This window comes from Aeromonas sp. DNP9 (assembly GCF_001728955.1).
Classification (GTDB): Bacteria; Pseudomonadota; Gammaproteobacteria; order Enterobacterales; family Aeromonadaceae; genus Aeromonas; species Aeromonas veronii.
Genome location: NZ_LYSQ01000023.1, coordinates 1 through 16543 on the forward strand (window position 1 = coordinate 1; position 16543 = coordinate 16543).

The following is a 16543-nucleotide window of genomic DNA, read 5'->3' on the forward strand; positions in this document are numbered from 1 at the left end:
TTTGGTTGTCTTGAGGCTGGCTGATGATTGGAGCGGGAAACGAGACTCGAACTCGCGACCCCGACCTTGGCAAGGTCGTGCTCTACCAACTGAGCTATTCCCGCATCGGGCTGGTTTGCACCAGTGTCATCATCAGATTTTTGGAGCGGGAAACGAGACTCGAACTCGCGACCCCGACCTTGGCAAGGTCGTGCTCTACCAACTGAGCTATTCCCGCAACTACCTTAAAACAGGCCGTACAGCATTTGGTTGCTTGCGCTACTGTACGGGAGCCGAATTATAAGAGCAGTCATTCCAATTGCAAGGGCTTTTTTGTCTGGTTGCGCGCGTTCGCTCAAAAGCTGGCCGAACTGTCGATTTTAGCAGCCAGCACATGACAAACCCTTGCCGGGGAATCAGATCTTGAAGACGTGGCTGCGATAGAACTGCAGCTCGGCGATGGATTCGCGGATGTCGTCCAGCGCCTGATGGGTGCCGCTCTTCTTGAACTGATCCAGTAGTTCCGGCTGCCAGCGGCGTACCAGCTCCTTGATGGTGCTGACGTCGACGTTGCGGTAGTGGAAGAAGGCTTCCAGATCAGCCATGTGCTTGACCATGAAGCGGCGATCCTGACCGATGCTGTTGCCGCACAGCGGGCTGGTGCGCTCCGGCACCCACTGGCGAATGAAGTCGAGGGTCTCGGCAACGGCTTTCGCCTCGTCATGCTGGCTCGCCTTGACCCGGGCCACCAGACCGCTCTTGGTGTGGGTGTTGACGTTCCACTCGTCCATCTTGGCCAGCTCTTCATCACTCTGATGAATGGCGATGACCGGCCCTTCGGCCAGCACGTTCAGGTCCTTGTCGGTGACGATGGTGGCAATCTCCAGTACCACGTTCTCTTCGGGGTCGAGACCCGTCATCTCCATGTCGATCCATACCAGGTTCTGCGCGCTGACTGTCATGATTACTCTCTCTGTTGGGAGGAATGGCGGAATTTTGCCAATTTGCATGTATCATACTGGCTTTGGATCTGTTCATAAACTGGCGAATCGAGTGGCAAAGAAAGCAAAACTCAATCTGGGTCAACAAAGGCGCGTCCAGGCCAACCGCGAACGGCGGCTGCAAAAAGATCACACCACAGTGGTGGATGACACCCTGTTTGGCCCCGCCATCGAAGGGGTGGTGATCAGCCGTTTCGGTCAGCATGCAGACGTGGAAGCGGTCGATGGCACCATCCACCGCAGCAACCTGCGGCGCAGCAGCATCAGCAGTCTGGTCTGTGGCGACAAGGTGGTGTGGCGTCCCGGCCTCAATGCCGCGACAGCGGGCGTCATCGAGGCGGTGCATCCGCGCCACTCGGTACTGACCCGGCCGGACTTCTACGACGGAGTCAAACCCATCGCCGCCAACATCGACCAGATCATCATCGTCTCGGCGGTGATGCCCGAGTTCTCCACCAACATCGTCGACCGCTATCTGGTGGCCGCCGAGGATGTGGAGATCCGCCCCCTCATCGTGCTGAACAAGGTCGATATGCTCGATGATGCCGCCAGAGCGCGCATCGAAAGCCAGCTCGAAACCTACCGCAAACTCAATTACGAGGTGCTGCTGGTGAGCTGCGAGAGCGGCGAAGGGCTGGATGAGCTTAAAGCCGCACTGACCGACAAGATCAGCATCTTCGTCGGCCAGTCCGGGGTGGGCAAATCCTCGCTCACCAATGCCCTGATGCCGGGGCTGGATGTGCTCACCGGCGAAATCTCGGAAAACTCGGGGCTCGGCCAGCACACCACTACCACGGCGCGGCTCTACCACTTCCCGAGCGGTGGCGATCTGATCGACTCCCCCGGGATCCGCGAGTTCGCCCTCTGGCATCTGGAAGCCGACCGCATCACCTGGTGCTTCGTCGAGTTTCGCGACTATCTGGGTGGCTGCAAGTTCCGCGACTGTACCCACAAGGACGATCCCGGCTGTGCCCTGCGCGCCGCAGTCGACAGTGGCGCCATCAGCGCCGATCGCTTCCACAACTATCACCGCATCCTGGAAACCATGCAGGAAGCCCGTCACGGTCGCCAACAGGCGCGCCTGTGACCCTAATAAACCTACGTTGATGATGAACATGAGCATTACTGACAACCTGAAAATTGCCGGTCAATACTGTCTGCCCAAGCACGCCCTCTCCCGTCTGATCGGCAAGTTTGCCGCCGCCGAAGCGGGCAACATCACCACCAAGGTGATCGAGGCTTTTATCAAGCAGTACCAGGTCGACATGAGCGAGGCGCTGCACGAGAGCCCGGCCCACTACAAGAGCTTCAACGCCTTCTTCACCCGCGAGCTCAAGCCCGGTATCCGCCCCGTGGTAGAAGATGCCATGACTCTGGCCCTGCCGGTGGATGGCACCGTCAGCCAGCTCGGTCCGATCCAGCAGGGTCGCATCATCCAGGCCAAGGGCCACGACTACAGCGCCCGCGAGCTGCTTGGTGGCTATGAGGATCTGGTTGCGCCGTTCAAGGATGGCGACTTCGCCACCATCTATCTGGCGCCCAAGGATTACCACCGCATTCACATGCCGCTGGACGGTGTGCTGGAGAGCATGGTGTTCGTGCCGGGGGATCTCTTCTCCGTCAACCCGCTCACCGCCGAGAACGTGCCCAACCTGTTTGCCCGCAACGAGCGGGTGGTCGCCACCTTCCGCACCCCGCACGGCCCGATGGCGCTGGTGCTGGTCGGTGCGACTATCGTGGCCAGCATCGAAACCATCTGGGCCGGCAACATTGCTCCGACCAAAGAGAAGAAGGTGGTGCGCTGGGACTACACCGGCGATGAGGCCATTACCCTGCAGAAAGGCGCCGAAATGGGCCTGTTCAAGCTGGGCAGCACCGTGGTCTGCCTGTTTGGCCCGGGCATGCTGGCCGGTTTCGAACCCCATCTGGCCAACGGGGTCACCACCCGCATGGGTCAGCCCTTTGCCAAGCTGGCGGAGCAGGCATGAGCGAGCAACCGAACGCCTCGCAGAAGAACAACCCGCTGCACGGGCTGACGCTGGAAGCCATCGTCACCGCGCTGGTCGAGCACTATGGCTGGGAAGAGCTGGGGCAGCAGATCAATATCCGCTGCTTCACCGATAATCCCAGCATCAAGTCCAGCCTGAAGTTCTTGCGCAAGACCCCCTGGGCTCGGGAGAAGGTCGAAAGCCTTTACCTTTACGTCCAGCGCAAGCAAGCCAAATCGAAGAAGGAAGGGCAAGATGGCCTTTAAGATTACGTACACCTATAAAAAACAGGCCAAAGAGATCGGCTATGCGAACGACAAGTTCCGCAGCATCTACGACGCCATCGCCGCTGCCGAAGGGCTGGATCTCACCAGTTTTCACGCCATGGAGGCCCAGCTGGCTCAGGTTTGTCGCCGCGACAAGAAAAGCGTGAAGGATTACCAGGAGAACTACTTCAAAGAGCTGGGATTCTCCAACATCGTCATCGAACGGGATCTTCAGGAGTAACCATGCGCACCTTGACCCTGATGGCCGCCTCTCTGCTGCTGGCGGCATGCAGTACACCGGAACAACATCTGGTGGGCGGCGATCGCGACAGCCACGGCTGTATCGGCAGTGCGGGCTATCAGTGGTCAGCGCTGACTGGCAAATGTGTGCGCCTGTTTGAAGATGGTGTACGGCTCAATCCGACCGATGCCAGCCAGACCAGCAGCGCCTTCGTGATGTTCAATGCCGACCAGACGCAGGCCGAACTGCATCTGCCAAGCGGCGAACTGCTTGCGCTGACCCGTCAGGGTGCGGAGGGCAACTGGTCGTGGCAGGGTCGCGGCTACACCCTCTTTATCTGGAAGGGTTATGTGCTCAAGTCCGGTGACCAGGTGCTCTATCACGGGGAATAACCCGATCGCCTGATATCTTCGCCATATCCACCAAATAAAATGCCGACCCAGGGGGCCGGCATTTTTGTATCTGACACAACCGGTTATCAGGCGCGGCTGAGGTAATCGGCCTGCCCTACCCACTTGTAGCTGGTCAGCTCGGTGAGCCCCATGGGGCCACGGGCATGCAGCATCTGGGTCGAGACCGCCACTTCAGCGCCCAGACCAAACTGGCCGCCATCGGTGAAGCGGGTCGAGGCGTTGACGTAGACAGCCGCCGAACCGGCCCCGTTGACGAAACGCTCGGCGTTGGCCAGATCGTTGGTCAGGATGGCATCGGAGTGACCGGCGTTGTGCTCGCGCATATGGGCCAGCGCCTCGTTCACATCCGCCACCAGCTTGACCCCCAGAGTCAGTCCCAGCCACTCGGTATCGAAATCCTCCGGCCCCGCCTCGCACAGGTTGTCCGCGCCAGTCAGCAACGCCATGGCATTGGGCGCGGCCACCAGCGTTACCTTGCGCTCGTTCATCAGCGTCACCAGTTGCGGCAGGAAGGTGGCAGCCACCTTCTCGTGTACCAGCAGGGTATCGAGGGCGTTGCAGGCGGAGGGGCGCTGCACCTTGGCGTTGTCGATAACCGCCAGAGAGCGCACCAGATCGGCACTCTCGTCGACGAAGATATGGCTGATGCCGAAACCACCGATGATGACCGGAATGGAGCTGTTCTCCTTGCACATCTTGTGCAGACCAGCACCGCCACGGGGGATGATCATGTCCACATAGCGGTCGAGGCGCAGCAGCTCGGCCACTAGCGCCCGATCCGGGTTGTCGATGTACTGTACTGCCGCCTCGGGCAGGCCGGAGGCCGCCAAGGCATGCTGGATCACCCGCACCAGCTCCAGATTGGAGTGGAAGGTCTCGCGCCCGCCGCGCAGTATGCTGGCGTTGCCGGTCTTGAGGCAGAGGCTGGCGATGTCGATGGTGACGTTGGGACGCGCCTCGTAGATGACGCCGATAACCCCGATGGGCACCCGACGACGGGAGAGGCGCAGGCCATTCTCCAGCACCCGGCTATCCATTTCGGCGCCGACCGGATCATCCAGCGTGATTACCTTGCGTACATCCGCCACGATACCGGCCAGCCGGGCCGGATTGAGCAGCAGGCGATCCAGCATGGCTTCTGTCAAGCCCGCTTCACGGCCGGCGGCGATATCTTTCGCGTTGGCGGCGAGGATCTGTTCACTGCGCGCCTCCAGCTCGTCGGCGATGGCGGCCAGCGCCCGATTCTTCTGCGCCGTGCTGATGGTAGCAAGCTGATAGGCGGCTTCACGGGCCGCCAGCCCCATTTTCTCCAGACTCATCTCATTTCCCTTTGTTCATGCCGTGCCGCCCTGATTAGAGCAGCACCATATCGTCTCGATGGATGGCTACTGAACCATATCCATAGCCCAGTACCAGCTCAATCTGATCCGAGTGGACGCCGCGCAGCTTCTCCAGCTCCAGATGGTCGTAACGGCAGATGCCGCGCGCCAACTCGGCGCCTTTGGGATCAAGAATGCGCACCACATCGCCTCGAATAAAGTCACCCTTGACCGCGACGATCCCCTTGGGCAGCAGGCTGGAGCCTTTATCCTTCATGGCGGCGACAGCCCCCTGATCCACATGTACTTCGCCGTGAGGGGGCGGGCCTGCCAGGATCCAGCTCTTACGCCCTTCCAGCGGGGACGCCAGCGCCGGGAACAGGGTGCCAATCCGCTCACCCTTGGCGAGACGGCCAATCACCTCCGGCATCTGGCCGGTCGCGATCACCACGTTGACCCCGGCACGGCGCGCCACATCGGCGGCCTGCAGCTTGGTGGCCATGCCGCCGGTACCGAGGCCGCTGACACTGTCACCCGCCAACGAGCGCAGGGTATCGTCGATGGTCTGCACCTCTTCAATGAGCTGGGCATCGGGATTGGTACGCGGATCGGCGGTAAAGAGCCCCTTCTGATCGGTTAGCAGGATCAGCAGATCCGCATCCGCCAGAATGGCGGCCCGTGCGGAGAGGTTGTCGTTGTCGCCGACCTTGATCTCGGCGGTCGCCACAGCGTCGTTTTCGTTGATCACCGGAATAATGCGGTGATCGAGCAGGGTGCGCATGGTGTCGCGGGCGTTGAGGTAGCGTTCCCGATCTTCCAGATCGGCGCGGGTCAGCAGCATCTGGCCGATATGCAGACCGTAGAGGTTGAACAGATCCTGCCATACCCGAATAAGCTGGGTCTGACCAACCGCCGCCAGCATCTGCTTGTTGGGCAGGGTTGGCGCCAGTGGCGGGTGACCCAGATGTTCACGCCCGGCGGCGATAGCTCCTGATGTGACGACCACGACCCGATGGCCGTGACGGTGCAAGGCCGCACACTGTCTGACCAGCTCGACCATATGGGCACGATTGAGCTGGGAAGACCCCCCTGTGAGCACGCTGGTGCCCAACTTGACGACTATGGTTCTGTTTTCCATGGGAGCATAAAGGCTAAAAAGTAAGGAATATCTTTATACCCACGGCCATGGAGCCCTGCAAGGCAATTAACGCCGGGGTGAGGAGATGAAGCAAAGGCCCGGATGATTGCGGGCGGAAGGGGAGATGGCTGACTAATGGCCCGGCAAACAGCGGGATGCTGCTCGCCGGGCATCAGGGATCAAGCGGCGGTCACGGTCAACTCATTGGTGACCTGATCAGCTGGCGCTAACTGACACTCCAGAGCCGTCAGTTTGTCGCTGATGAGCTTGTAGAAACGGTTGAGGGTCCGCTCCACTTCTACCTGGTGCTTCTTGGGGATCGGCTTGTCCAGCCACTCACCATCAGCATTGTAGAAACCGAGCTGATAATGGTAACGGAAATGGTGATCGTCCTGCTCCAGCACCAGCCACCAGCCCCAGAACTCCCGTTTGTCCGGCGCCGGCTTGGCGCTGACACAGACCGACAGGCAGTCGAAACGATAACGCCCCTCTTCGCAGAGATCTTCGCGCAAATAGGGGCCAATGGCAGCAAACTGCCTCAGCAGTCGCTTGTAGGTCACTCTTTCAGACATGTTAACCTCCCTGTTAAACAAGCCGCGCCACCTCGGGATGGCGTCAGTTCTTTAGCGCAATGTCAGGTACACAAATGCTGTTTCAGCCACTCGACGATTTCGTCCAGTGCCTTGTCATACACCTCCAGCAAAGGCTGTTTGTCGAATACGATGGCCTTGCCGTTACGACTGGCCGCCGCCAATGCCCGTACATCCTGCTCGGGACAAATAAAATCTCGCTTGTGTCCAATACTCAATATCGGCACAGAGGTGCGAGTCCCCAGTAATCCTTGTGTTTTAAGTGAAAATACCTGGCACTTGGTACGCATGCCGTCCCACTGAGCCGCATCAGCCCCCAACCGGTTGGCCAGACTATCCCGCATCATGCGCGGGCACTTGGCAAACAGCTCCTGATTGGTAAACACCTGATTGACCCCGGCGCCGACACAGACCACGGTGCGCAGCTTGAACGGCTCGATAAAGGCCAGTCTGGCCGCGATATTGCCCGCCAACCGCATCCCCACCATGGCGATACGCTGATGATCGACCCAGGCCACTTCGGAGAGGTAATGGAGCACCGCCTGATGAAGGCGGCTGGTATCCTGCACCAGCGGCCAATGCTCGGCATAGCCGACCCCGGGCATATCGAGGGAGAGCATGCCGATACCGTTGGGCTCGAGCCGTTTGAGATAGAAGTTGAGGAAATCGAGCTGCAGGGAGTCGATCCCGCCGCTGATGATCACCAGCGGCACCGGTTTTTCGGTCGTCGGCAGGTGGAGATAACCCTGAATATGCTTGCCGCGAAAAGGCACCTGGATCTCTTTGAGCGGCACCTTGAACAGGCGACCTGCCTCGCGATAGGCCATGTTGCCAAGCAGTTGGGCCTGATCCGCCAGCTCGTCATCCTTGAGATGGGGATAGCTGGCGATGGAGTAGTAGCGCACCGCCTTGAGCAACTGCTTCAGGGCGCCAGAAGCATCCCCCTTCTCGCGCAATTCGCGGCCCTGCTTGAAATAGTTGCCAGCCACCTGGCTCCATTCGTAGATCCAGTTGCCGGGCACATAGCCCTTGATGGTATCGAGATAGCAATCGTGGGTGCGCTCGCCGGTCGCCATGGCGATGCGGGCCAGGGTCTGCTCCACTTCGATGGGATCTGCCCCCTGCCAAGTCCAGGAGGGACGGCGCAGCAGGCGATACCATCTCTTTGACATGGAGCCGTCGATAAACATCTCGTCTGACTCGGCTTGCGCCAGATCAGCCGCACTGGAGTTGGAGATCTCGGATGTTTCCAATACCTTCTTGACGCGGGTAAAGAGCTGTTCGGTCAGGTTTAGGTCTTCGTTCAAGTCCAAGATAGTGTCCCATTCATATCAGGCAATAGCTCATCTTAACCACTTTTACTGCCCATCAGCCACCCTGCAACAGATTGATACACAAAAAAACAGGGCTCCAAATTGGAGCCCTGTGAAACCATTATTGCCGGTCGCGACCAATGGACGCAGTGAGCATCACATCGCGATCCCGTTACTTTTCGTCGCAGATCGGTGTGGCGAACTCCAGTGCCATATCCCACGGCTGTTCGATCCAGGTATCCTGCGGGATCGCCACTTCGAAATCGTCCAGCAGCGCTTCGCCCATCGGCTTGGCGAAAATCGCGATGAACTTGGCTTTCGGGTAGAGCTCGCGGATCGCCTTGGCGGTAGTGCCTGTGTCTACCAGATCTTCCACCACCAGCCAGCCTTCGCCGTCACCAGCGGTGGTGGCAGCCTTCACGACCACCAGCTCGCGCTGGCTGTCATGGTCATAGCTGGAGATGCAGAGGGTTTCCACATTACGAATGCCAAGTTCACGGGCCATCAGGGCTGCGGGCACCAGGCCACCACGGCTGACCGCGATGATACCTTTCCACTGGCTGACAGGCAGCTGACGACGGGCCAGACGGCGAGCTTCACGTTGCAGGTTGTCCCACGACACATAGAACTTTTTCGGCATGTTATCGATCTCGAATAGTTATTTAAAAACAATTACTTAAAATAACAACACCCGCAATTATCCCTGCGGATGCCAGTAAATGGCGGCCCTTGCCCGACTGAATTCAGATTGCACTTCGGCTGCCTCAGGGCTAAGCCTCGGCAGCAAATCTGATAACAATGGAAGCAAGATGGGCTTATCCGGCGATCGGTTAGATGATGTGTCCAAACCGCGGACAGGCTGTTGGGCCGATATGATAGCACCGTTTGCAGAGAAAATGCCTGGCAAACGTATGCCAAAAACAGGAAAAATCGGCATCACCCTCTCCATTCGGCACATCTAGAGCGCCAAACGACTAACCTGCCGTCCCTGCTGCCGAGTCCTAATGGGCTGTGCGGCAAATCGCAGATAAAAAAATAGCAGGGGGAGGATTTACCTCACGCACCTGCTGCTTTCTCGCCTCTGCCTGGTTGGGCAGCTCGTCTTAGCGACGAGTGACGAAGGGGTTAGGGTAGCTGAAACCCTGGGTATACAAAGAAGGGGCAAACCAATAGGTTGAGTTGCTGCCTGGCATATTGAAACTCCTGATTGCTTAACAAGTTACGTACCTTTAATGCGGGCTCAAATCCTTGAACGAACACTCGGTTCCATGGAGGCGCACTTGCTTTGCTTCGATTCCCTGGAGGCTTTCATCGTCATCCTGACGGGTGGCGAACCACGGGATCTAATTTACCAGTCGGTGCGTTAAATTCAATATTTTTGTGAGATCGGTCACATATTTTCTTTTCTATTGGTCAGCGTCGTCCGAACCTGACGATCGTACTGCCTGGTTGCCATCAGCCAGCACAAGCTGCCTGCGATTTGCGCTGATTGCTCACATTTTTGTGTGATTGACTGTATTATCGTTATCCTCTTCTCCGGCCCGCTGATGGGGCCCTGTTAATTCCGTGCTGGTAAGGAGTCCCGACGTGGCACAGCTTAGCTCTCTCTCTCCCAAACTGATTTGGCATTTCTTCGAACAGATCTGCTCCATTCCCCACCCTTCCAAACATGAAGCCAAACTGAGCGCCTGGATCATCCAATGGGCTCAAGGGGAAGGTCTGGCGGTCAAGCAGGACAAGGTCGGCAACATCATCATCAAAAAACCGGCCACCCCGGGGATGGAAAACCGCAAAGCCGTGGTACTGCAGGCCCACATCGACATGGTGCCGCAGGCCAACGCCGACACCAAACACGACTTCGCGACCGATCCCATCGATGCCTATGTCGATGGCGAGTGGGTCACTGCCCGTGGCACCACCCTGGGTGCCGACAACGGCATCGGCATGGCCGGTTGCCTGGCAGTGCTGGCTGACAAAACCATCAAGCACGGTCCACTGGAAGTGCTGCTGACCACCGACGAAGAGACCGGCATGACCGGCGCCTTCGGTCTGGAAGCGGGCTGGCTGGAGGGCGAAATTCTGCTCAACACCGACTCTGAAGAGGATGGCGAGGTCTATATGGGCTGCGCTGGCGGTGTGGATGCCAATATCCGCTTCCCGCTCGAGCTGGTTGATGCCAGCGAAGGCGAAGCGTTCGAACTAGCCGTAAAAGGGCTGCGCGGCGGTCACTCCGGTTGCGATATCCATCGCGGCCGTGGCAACGCCAACAAGCTGCTGGTTCGCCTGCTCAAAGCAGCAGAGCCGCTGAGTGTTCGTCTGGCCGAGATCCACGGCGGCACGCTGCGCAACGCCATCCCGCGCGAAGCTCGCGCCACCCTGCTGGTGCCTTCTGCCAGCGTAAACGAGTTCAAGGCGCTGGTTGACCGCTACACCGGGATCTACCAGACCGAACTGGCCGCCACCGAGCCGAACCTGACCGTGCTGGTCAACAACGCCGCCAAACCGGCCAAGTTGATGAGCGTCTCCCTGCAGCAGCGCCTGCTGGATGCCCTGATGGCCTGCCCGAACGGCGTGATGCGCATGAGCGATGCCATGCCCGGCGTGACCGAAACCTCTACCAACCTGGGGGTCATCAAGACTCAGGATGGCGAAGTGTACGTCCAGTGCCTGATCCGCTCCCTCATTGACTCCGGCCGCGAGAGCATCGAGCAGATGACCCGCTCCCTGTTCACTCTCGCAGGCGCCAGCTGCGAATTCACCGGTGCCTATCCGGGTTGGGCGCCGAACGTGGACTCCCCCGTCATGGCGCTGGTACGCAACAGCTACCAGACTCTGTTCGGCACCATGCCCAACGTCATGGTGATCCACGCCGGCCTCGAGTGCGGTCTGTTCAAGAGCGCCTATCCGGAGTGGGACATGGTCTCCTTCGGCCCGACCATCCGCGGTGCCCACTCCCCTGACGAGAAGGTACATATCCCGGCGGTCGAGCGTTTCTGGCAACTGCTGGTGCACGTACTGGAAGCGATTCCGGCCAAGTAAGCCAGCCCGGATAAAACAACAAAACAAAGCCCCGCACTGCTGCGGGGCTTTTTTATTGTCTGTTCCAACCTGACGTTGGCGCTTACCGGATGCCGCGGGCCTCGCGGATCCACTCCCAGGCTTGCTGGATCTCCTGGGTCTTCTCCTTGGCCATCTCCATCATCTCCGGCGGCAGCCCTTTGGCGGCCAGCTTGTCCGGGTGATGCTTGCTCATCTCCTTGCGGTAGGCGCGCTTGATATCCTGATCGCTGTCGCTCTCGCTCACCCCCAGCAGCTGGTAGGCATTCTTGAGGCGATCCGCAGAGGGTGCCGCCTGCCGATACTGCTGGCCACCGGAATGCCCCCCCTGATACTGGCCATGGGCCTGATTGAAGAAGTTCATCTGCGCTTCGGCCATCGCCAGAATACGGGCCAGCTCGATGCGGCTGAAGCCCAGTTCGTCGGCGATGGTATGAAGAATGGCGCGCTCGCCCTCCTCTACCCGTCCGTCGGCAAAGGCCGCCTGTAACTGCACCTCGAGGAAGAAGCGCAGAATATCGCGCTGCCCCAGACTGGCACGGCGGAACTCGGCAAGGGTCTCGCGCAGCGGGAAGTCGGCCTCCTTACCGAGACGAAACGACTCCTGAGCACGGGCACGCTGTTCGCCCGCCAGCCGCATCCGATCCATCAGGTTGGAGGCAACCCGGATCTCCTGCTCGGTCACCTGACCGCTGGACTTGGCGATGTGACCCATCACCGAGAAGGTGGCGTGAAAGAAGACAGCTTGCTGCTCCTGACTCGGGCCGCGACGAAACGCCCCCTGCAGCCCCATGCCACGGTCGAAACGGTGGCCGATCCAGAGGCCAATCAGGGCACCGATGATATTGCCGAGCAGAAAGCCAAAGAAGGCGCCCAGCACCTTACCCCAAATACGCATGGTTCAAGACCTCTTGAAGTTAATGAGAGCGGGCCTGGAGCTGGTCATCCAGCTCGCGCAGTCGATCGACAGTGCCGATATCGCGCCACTCGCCAGCGAGCAGGCTGCCGCCCACCCGCCCTTGCGCCATCCAGTCACGGAGGAGTGACGCCAGCTTGCGGGCACCACCAGCAAGACCGGCAAAGGCCGCCGGATCATATAGTCCGACCCCGCTGAAGGTAAACGCTGGCGTATCCATGACTCGCCCCCCTTGTAGGGCAAAGTCCCCGCTCGGGTGCTGGGGCGGATTGGGCACCAGCCAAAGGTGGGCCAAATCATCGCCAAGGGGCTGGCTGACCAGAGTGTGATAATCGAGATCGAGCCAGGTATCGCCGTTGATCACCAGAAATGGCTCATCCCCCAACAGTGGCAGCGCCTGAATAATGCCGCCGGCCGTCTCCAGTGCGCTCTCCTCAGCTGACCAGTGAATGGTCACACCAAACGCACTGCCATCACCCAGAGTCTCGACCAGCTTGTGGCCGAGCCAGGCGTGGTTGATCACCAGCTCGGTCACCCCGGCGGCTTTGAGTTTTTCGATGTGATGAACGATAAGCGGCTTGCCCCCGACAGCCAACAACGGCTTGGGCAGCAGGTCAGTCAGCGGACGCATCCGCTCGCCACGGCCAGCGGCCAGGATCATCGCCTTCATTGTTTCACCTCGGCGTTGGCGATCCCCGGCAACACCACCTGCTCGAGCCACAAACCAAAACGGGCCAGCACCGGATAGGCGCTACCGTGGCTGCGACAGACATCCACCACGTAGCCGAGGGTGCGGGGAATATCCTTGAGATAGCCTGACTTGCCGTCGCGATGATAGAGGCGGGTGAAGAGCCCCGCCGCTTTCAGGTGGCGCTGCATGCCGGTCAGGTCGGCATCGCGGCGGAAACTGGCGTAGTCGCGCTCGCCAAGCAGACCCGCCTGCTGCAGGGTGGCAAAGCCATGCTGCATCCCCTGCTCGATCACCGCGTCCGGCCAGCGCACATAACAATCTTTCAGCAGAGAAACCAGGTCATAGGTGAGCGGCCCGATGACCATATCCTGAAAATCGATGATGGCGAGCTCGCTGCTATCAGGAGTGTCTCCGCCGCACACCATCAGGTTGCGACTGTGGAAGTCACGGTGCATGACCCCTTGTGGCTGAGCCAGATTGCAGGCGGTGAGACAGGCAAAGGTCTCATCAAGCAACTGCTGCTCTTCGTCGCTCAGGGTCAGTTGCAGATGTTGGCCCAGCAGCCACTCGGGGAAAATGCTGTTCTCCCGCGCCATAAAGGCGGCATCGAAGGGCTCAAGCGCCAGATCCACCGCCCCCAGTGTCGGCAACAGATCGATCGCCTTGCCATACCAGGCCAGCACATTTTGCTCGTTCAGGCAGCTGATCAGCTGGGTATCGCCCAGGTCGCTGACCGCCAGCAAACCTTGTTCATAATCAACGGCCTTGACCTCTGGCGCCAGGAGCTGACGCGCATGCAAGGCTGCTGCATTACGAACAAACTCATGATTCTTTTCGGTTTTAGGATTGGCATCCACCCATACCAGTCCGGCGCCACGGTAGTAGCGGCGGAAACTGGCATCACCGGAAATGAGGGTCAACTGAAGGGTGGCATCGCCTGAAATCTGGCGTGCCCACTGCAATAGCAGGGAATCGCGATTGTGCATAAGTCGGGGACCAAGGTGGAAAGCAGCACTTGGCTGTTAGCCCTGGCCGCAATAATGCTTTATCATTGCCGGCTAACATAAAGCAATGACATGCAATGTCAACTCGATGAAACCTGTCGTAAAATGCATGCCTTGGATCAACCGTATCTATCACGGATTGCACGAGTCTTTCACATGACAAAATGGACACTGGGATACCGTTATCCCATCGCCCTGACTATCAGCCTGGCACCGGCCCTGACATCCATGATGGTTCAGGCTGCCCCTTTTGAGACGCCGCCAGCCACAGGGATCCTCGACAGCCTCTGTTACGACTATGTCCCCAAGGTCGAAAAACCTGCCTCTGCCGAGGAGGCCAATGCGCTGCCGGTCGAGGTGGATGCTGACCGCCTCGAAGCCAAGCAGGGCGGCACCGCCGTCTATGAAGGGGATGTCAAGGTTCGTCAGGGGGTTCGCAAGTTCGACTCCGACTATGCCCAGCTCGACCAGAAGAGCCGGGATGTCATCGCCATCGGCAACATCTATTACAACGACGGTCAGGTGACCGTCACCAGCGACAAGACCCTCAAATCCAACCTGGATACCAAGAACTCCGAACTGGAAGAGGGCAAATATCAGGTTCATGGCTCACCGGTGCGCGGTTTTGCCAAGCGAGTCACCATGACCAACAACAACCAGAACATCACCATGGAGGGGGCCCAGTACACCACCTGCCCCCCCGGTCAGGAGGTGTGGACACTCAAGGCGGGTAGCATCGACATCGACCAGAAAGAGGTGTTCGGCGAAGCGTGGAACGCCAGCCTCTGGCTCTACGACTATCCGGTGTTCTACTTTCCCTATATCAACTTCCCCATCAAGGATGAGCGGAAGACAGGCTTGCTCTATCCCGGCTATACGCAAAGCTCCAGCAACGGCATGGATATCACCCAGCCCTTCTACTGGAACATAGCCCCCAACTACGATGCCACCATCACCTCCCGCTTTATGGACAAACGCGGCCTGATGGAGCAGGTGGAGTTCCGCTATATGCCGGACCCCGCCCACGCAGGCATCCTCTACTTTGAAAACCTGGCGGACGACAAGCAGTATGATGCAGGCAACCCCAGCTTCATCAACACGTCGACCGGCACCCCTTACCTGTCCGATGGCCACCGCTATCTGATGAACGTGCGTCACGGCTCGAGCCTGATGGATGGTTCCCTGCGCTTTGGTGTCGATTACACCCAAGTGCGCGACAAGGATTACAACTACTTCAACGACTTCAGCCCACCGGTGGGCACCCAGGTCGACAGCCAGTTGCAGCAATCCTTTACTGCCGGTTACTACCAGCAGAACTGGAACCTCACCTCAGAGGTGCGCCGCTACCAGATATTGCTACCGGGTGCGTTGCTGCCCCACGAGATGCTGCCGCGTATCGACTACAACTACTACCAGCAGGGCAAGTGGTTTGATCTGGCCTGGAACAGCGAACTGACCAAGTTTGGCTATGACAACGGCAGCGCAAGTACCCAGCAGGCCGGTGAACGCTATACCGCCACCCGTCTGCACCTGGCTCCAACCCTGACAGTGCCTCTCATCGATGCCCCTGGCTACTACCTCACCAGCCAGTACAAGCTGATGTTCACCTCCTACAACCAGGAGGTACCCGATAATCTGGTTAGCCAGGACCGCAGCCGCTTCACCGATGCAGACAGCAAACAGCTGACCCTGAAAGAGGGCACCATTACCCGTACTCTGCCCTCCTTCCGCCTCAAGGGGGGCGTCAACTTCGATCGGCCGCTCGACTGGTATGATGGCAAGGGCACCCAAACCCTGGAACCCGAGTTCCAGTACCTCTATATCCCTTACAAAAATCAGGACGAGATCGGGATCTACGACTCCACCACCACCCGTCAGGACTACTACAGCCTGTTCAGTGACCGCCGCTTTGCCGGTCTCGACCGCATCAGCGATGCCAACCGGATCACCGTTGGCCTGACCAGCCGGGTCTATGACAATGTGGGTGATGAACGGTTGCGTCTGGCGGTGGCCCAGGCCTTCGAAGTGACCCCCCCCAAGGTGCGCCTCTACCCGTCAAATCCGGAAAGCACCAACGCCCGCTCCCTGCTCTCGTTCGAGGGGGATGCCCGGATCACCGATGAGTGGTTTGCCCACGCGGGGACCCAATACGATACCTCCGAGGGTGAATTTACGGCTGGCAACGGTGCAGTCGAGTACCGGACCGGCAAGCTGACCACTCAAGTCAACTACCGCTACATCAAGGATGGCAACCTGGACTATCGCTATCCGACCAACACGGCGCTGGCAGAAGATCTGAGCCAGGCGGGCCTGGTGATGATGGCGCCAATCGCCGATCAGTGGCAGATGTATGGCGGTTACTACCGTGACATCAAGCAGGATGTGAACATTGACCGCAAGATCGGTGTCAAATACGACTCCTGCTGCTGGAGCATCAACATGAGCCTGGAGTGGCACAATCAGCCGGACAACGTCACCCTGAAGCCCACTTCGGAAAAAGTCATTGGTCTGCAGTTTGAAATGAAGGGACTTGGCAGCGTAGGTACCGGTGGCCGCAGCGTCACCCTGGATACCGAGCTGTTGCCCTATGTTCGCCCGTTTAATCTGAAAGGCCAGCAATGATGCTG

16 protein-coding genes and 2 tRNA genes are annotated in these 16543 nt (G+C 59.1%); 7 read left to right on the forward strand and 11 right to left on the reverse strand.

Annotated features, from left to right (window positions below; translation table 11 throughout):
• Positions 1-28: 28 nt before the first annotated feature.
• From A9G06_RS15970 to orn, 3 genes are all read right to left on the reverse strand, one after another.
• Positions 29-104 (reverse strand) — tRNA-Gly (locus A9G06_RS15970).
• Positions 105-141: 37 nt separating this feature from the next.
• Positions 142-217: transfer RNA gene (locus A9G06_RS15975), tRNA-Gly, on the reverse strand.
• A gap of 178 nt (positions 218-395) precedes the next feature.
• A complete protein-coding gene (gene orn / locus A9G06_RS15980; RefSeq protein WP_047436099.1) occupies positions 396-941 on the reverse strand; it encodes an oligoribonuclease in 546 nt (181 codons plus the stop codon).
• Between the two features lie 91 nt (positions 942-1032).
• Between orn and rsgA the strand changes: the two genes are divergently transcribed.
• Genes rsgA through A9G06_RS16005 form a run of 5 tightly spaced genes read left to right on the forward strand, consistent with a single transcriptional unit; the run spans position 1033 to position 3867 of the window.
• Positions 1033-2067, forward strand: a complete 1035-nt coding sequence (gene rsgA / locus A9G06_RS15985) for a small ribosomal subunit biogenesis GTPase RsgA (RefSeq protein WP_058057329.1) — start codon at positions 1033-1035, stop codon at positions 2065-2067.
• Between the two features lie 28 nt (positions 2068-2095).
• On the forward strand, positions 2096-2968 hold the full coding sequence (asd, locus tag A9G06_RS15990; protein WP_069555837.1) for an archaetidylserine decarboxylase: 873 nt from the start codon (positions 2096-2098) through the stop codon (positions 2966-2968).
• Positions 2965-3234, forward strand: coding sequence for a VF530 family DNA-binding protein (locus A9G06_RS15995; protein ID WP_005349372.1), 270 nt, complete (start codon positions 2965-2967; stop codon positions 3232-3234). The genes asd and A9G06_RS15995 overlap by 4 nt, the downstream gene beginning before the upstream one ends.
• Positions 3224-3475 (forward strand): DUF2960 domain-containing protein, encoded by a 252-nt coding sequence (locus A9G06_RS16000; RefSeq protein WP_005338984.1) that lies wholly within the window; start codon positions 3224-3226, stop codon positions 3473-3475. Before A9G06_RS15995 ends, A9G06_RS16000 begins: the two co-directional genes overlap by 11 nt.
• A gap of 2 nt (positions 3476-3477) precedes the next feature.
• Complete coding sequence (locus tag A9G06_RS16005) at positions 3478-3867, forward strand: hypothetical protein (RefSeq protein WP_069555838.1); 390 nt, start codon at positions 3478-3480, stop codon at positions 3865-3867.
• 86 nt (positions 3868-3953) lie between these two features.
• Here the strand turns inward: A9G06_RS16005 and A9G06_RS16010 are convergent, their stop codons facing one another.
• The 5 genes from A9G06_RS16010 to gpt form a co-directional block, all read right to left on the reverse strand.
• Positions 3954-5207, reverse strand: a complete 1254-nt coding sequence (locus tag A9G06_RS16010) for a glutamate-5-semialdehyde dehydrogenase (protein WP_069555839.1) — start codon at positions 5205-5207, stop codon at positions 3954-3956.
• A 34-nt stretch (positions 5208-5241) separates the two neighbouring features.
• Positions 5242-6345 carry a glutamate 5-kinase gene (proB, locus tag A9G06_RS16015; protein ID WP_069555840.1) on the reverse strand — a complete coding sequence of 368 codons (1104 nt, stop codon included), beginning with the start codon at positions 6343-6345 and terminating at the stop codon, positions 5242-5244.
• A gap of 179 nt (positions 6346-6524) precedes the next feature.
• Positions 6525-6917 (reverse strand): sigma factor-binding protein Crl, encoded by a 393-nt coding sequence (gene crl, locus A9G06_RS16020; RefSeq protein ID WP_005339003.1) that lies wholly within the window; start codon positions 6915-6917, stop codon positions 6525-6527.
• Positions 6918-6979: 62 nt separating this feature from the next.
• On the reverse strand, positions 6980-8248 hold the full coding sequence (gene frsA, locus A9G06_RS16025; RefSeq protein ID WP_069555841.1) for an esterase FrsA: 1269 nt from the start codon (positions 8246-8248) through the stop codon (positions 6980-6982).
• A 172-nt stretch (positions 8249-8420) separates the two neighbouring features.
• Positions 8421-8888: a xanthine phosphoribosyltransferase gene (gene gpt / locus A9G06_RS16030; protein WP_005339007.1), complete on the reverse strand. Its 468-nt coding sequence runs from the start codon at positions 8886-8888 to the stop codon at positions 8421-8423.
• A 947-nt stretch (positions 8889-9835) separates the two neighbouring features.
• Here gpt and A9G06_RS16035 point away from each other — a divergent pair.
• Positions 9836-11287 carry an aminoacyl-histidine dipeptidase gene (locus tag A9G06_RS16035; RefSeq protein WP_069555842.1) on the forward strand — a complete coding sequence of 484 codons (1452 nt, stop codon included), beginning with the start codon at positions 9836-9838 and terminating at the stop codon, positions 11285-11287.
• 82 nt (positions 11288-11369) lie between these two features.
• Here A9G06_RS16035 and djlA read toward each other — a convergent pair whose 3' ends face one another.
• The 3 genes from djlA to A9G06_RS16050 are packed head-to-tail and all read right to left on the reverse strand — an operon-like array spanning position 11370 to position 13898.
• On the reverse strand, positions 11370-12203 hold the full coding sequence (gene djlA, locus A9G06_RS16040; protein WP_005358354.1) for a co-chaperone DjlA: 834 nt from the start codon (positions 12201-12203) through the stop codon (positions 11370-11372).
• Positions 12204-12222: 19 nt separating this feature from the next.
• On the reverse strand, positions 12223-12891 hold the full coding sequence (gene murU / locus A9G06_RS16045) for an N-acetylmuramate alpha-1-phosphate uridylyltransferase MurU (protein WP_069555843.1): 669 nt from the start codon (positions 12889-12891) through the stop codon (positions 12223-12225).
• Positions 12888-13898 carry a phosphotransferase gene (locus A9G06_RS16050; RefSeq protein WP_069555844.1) on the reverse strand — a complete coding sequence of 337 codons (1011 nt, stop codon included), beginning with the start codon at positions 13896-13898 and terminating at the stop codon, positions 12888-12890. The genes murU and A9G06_RS16050 overlap by 4 nt, the downstream gene beginning before the upstream one ends.
• A 174-nt stretch (positions 13899-14072) precedes the next feature.
• Between A9G06_RS16050 and lptD the strand changes: the two genes are divergently transcribed.
• Positions 14073-16538 carry an LPS assembly protein LptD gene (gene lptD / locus A9G06_RS16055; RefSeq protein ID WP_069555845.1) on the forward strand — a complete coding sequence of 822 codons (2466 nt, stop codon included), beginning with the start codon at positions 14073-14075 and terminating at the stop codon, positions 16536-16538.
• The last annotated feature ends 5 nt before the right edge of the window (positions 16539-16543 follow it).

Bases quoted from the DNA above. Each gene is read 5' to 3' on its own strand.
- A9G06_RS16005 (WP_069555838.1), top strand. From the start codon at position 3,478: ATGCGCACCTTGACCCTGATGGCCGCCTCTCTGCTGCTGGCGGCATGC.
- murU (WP_069555843.1), bottom strand. From the start codon at position 12,891: ATGAAGGCGATGATCCTGGCCGCTGGCCGTGGCGAGCGGATGCGTCCG.
- asd (WP_069555837.1), top strand. From the start codon at position 2,096: ATGAGCATTACTGACAACCTGAAAATTGCCGGTCAATACTGTCTGCCC.
- orn (WP_047436099.1), bottom strand. From the start codon at position 941: ATGACAGTCAGCGCGCAGAACCTGGTATGGATCGACATGGAGATGACG.
- proB (WP_069555840.1), bottom strand. From the start codon at position 6,345: ATGGAAAACAGAACCATAGTCGTCAAGTTGGGCACCAGCGTGCTCACA.
- A9G06_RS16050 (WP_069555844.1), bottom strand. From the start codon at position 13,898: ATGCACAATCGCGATTCCCTGCTATTGCAGTGGGCACGCCAGATTTCA.
- djlA (WP_005358354.1), bottom strand. From the start codon at position 12,203: ATGCGTATTTGGGGTAAGGTGCTGGGCGCCTTCTTTGGCTTTCTGCTC.
- crl (WP_005339003.1), bottom strand. From the start codon at position 6,917: ATGTCTGAAAGAGTGACCTACAAGCGACTGCTGAGGCAGTTTGCTGCC.
- A9G06_RS15995 (WP_005349372.1), top strand. From the start codon at position 2,965: ATGAGCGAGCAACCGAACGCCTCGCAGAAGAACAACCCGCTGCACGGG.
- A9G06_RS16010 (WP_069555839.1), bottom strand. From the start codon at position 5,207: ATGAGTCTGGAGAAAATGGGGCTGGCGGCCCGTGAAGCCGCCTATCAG.
- lptD (WP_069555845.1), top strand. From the start codon at position 14,073: ATGACAAAATGGACACTGGGATACCGTTATCCCATCGCCCTGACTATC.
- gpt (WP_005339007.1), bottom strand. From the start codon at position 8,888: ATGCCGAAAAAGTTCTATGTGTCGTGGGACAACCTGCAACGTGAAGCT.
- A9G06_RS16000 (WP_005338984.1), top strand. From the start codon at position 3,224: ATGGCCTTTAAGATTACGTACACCTATAAAAAACAGGCCAAAGAGATC.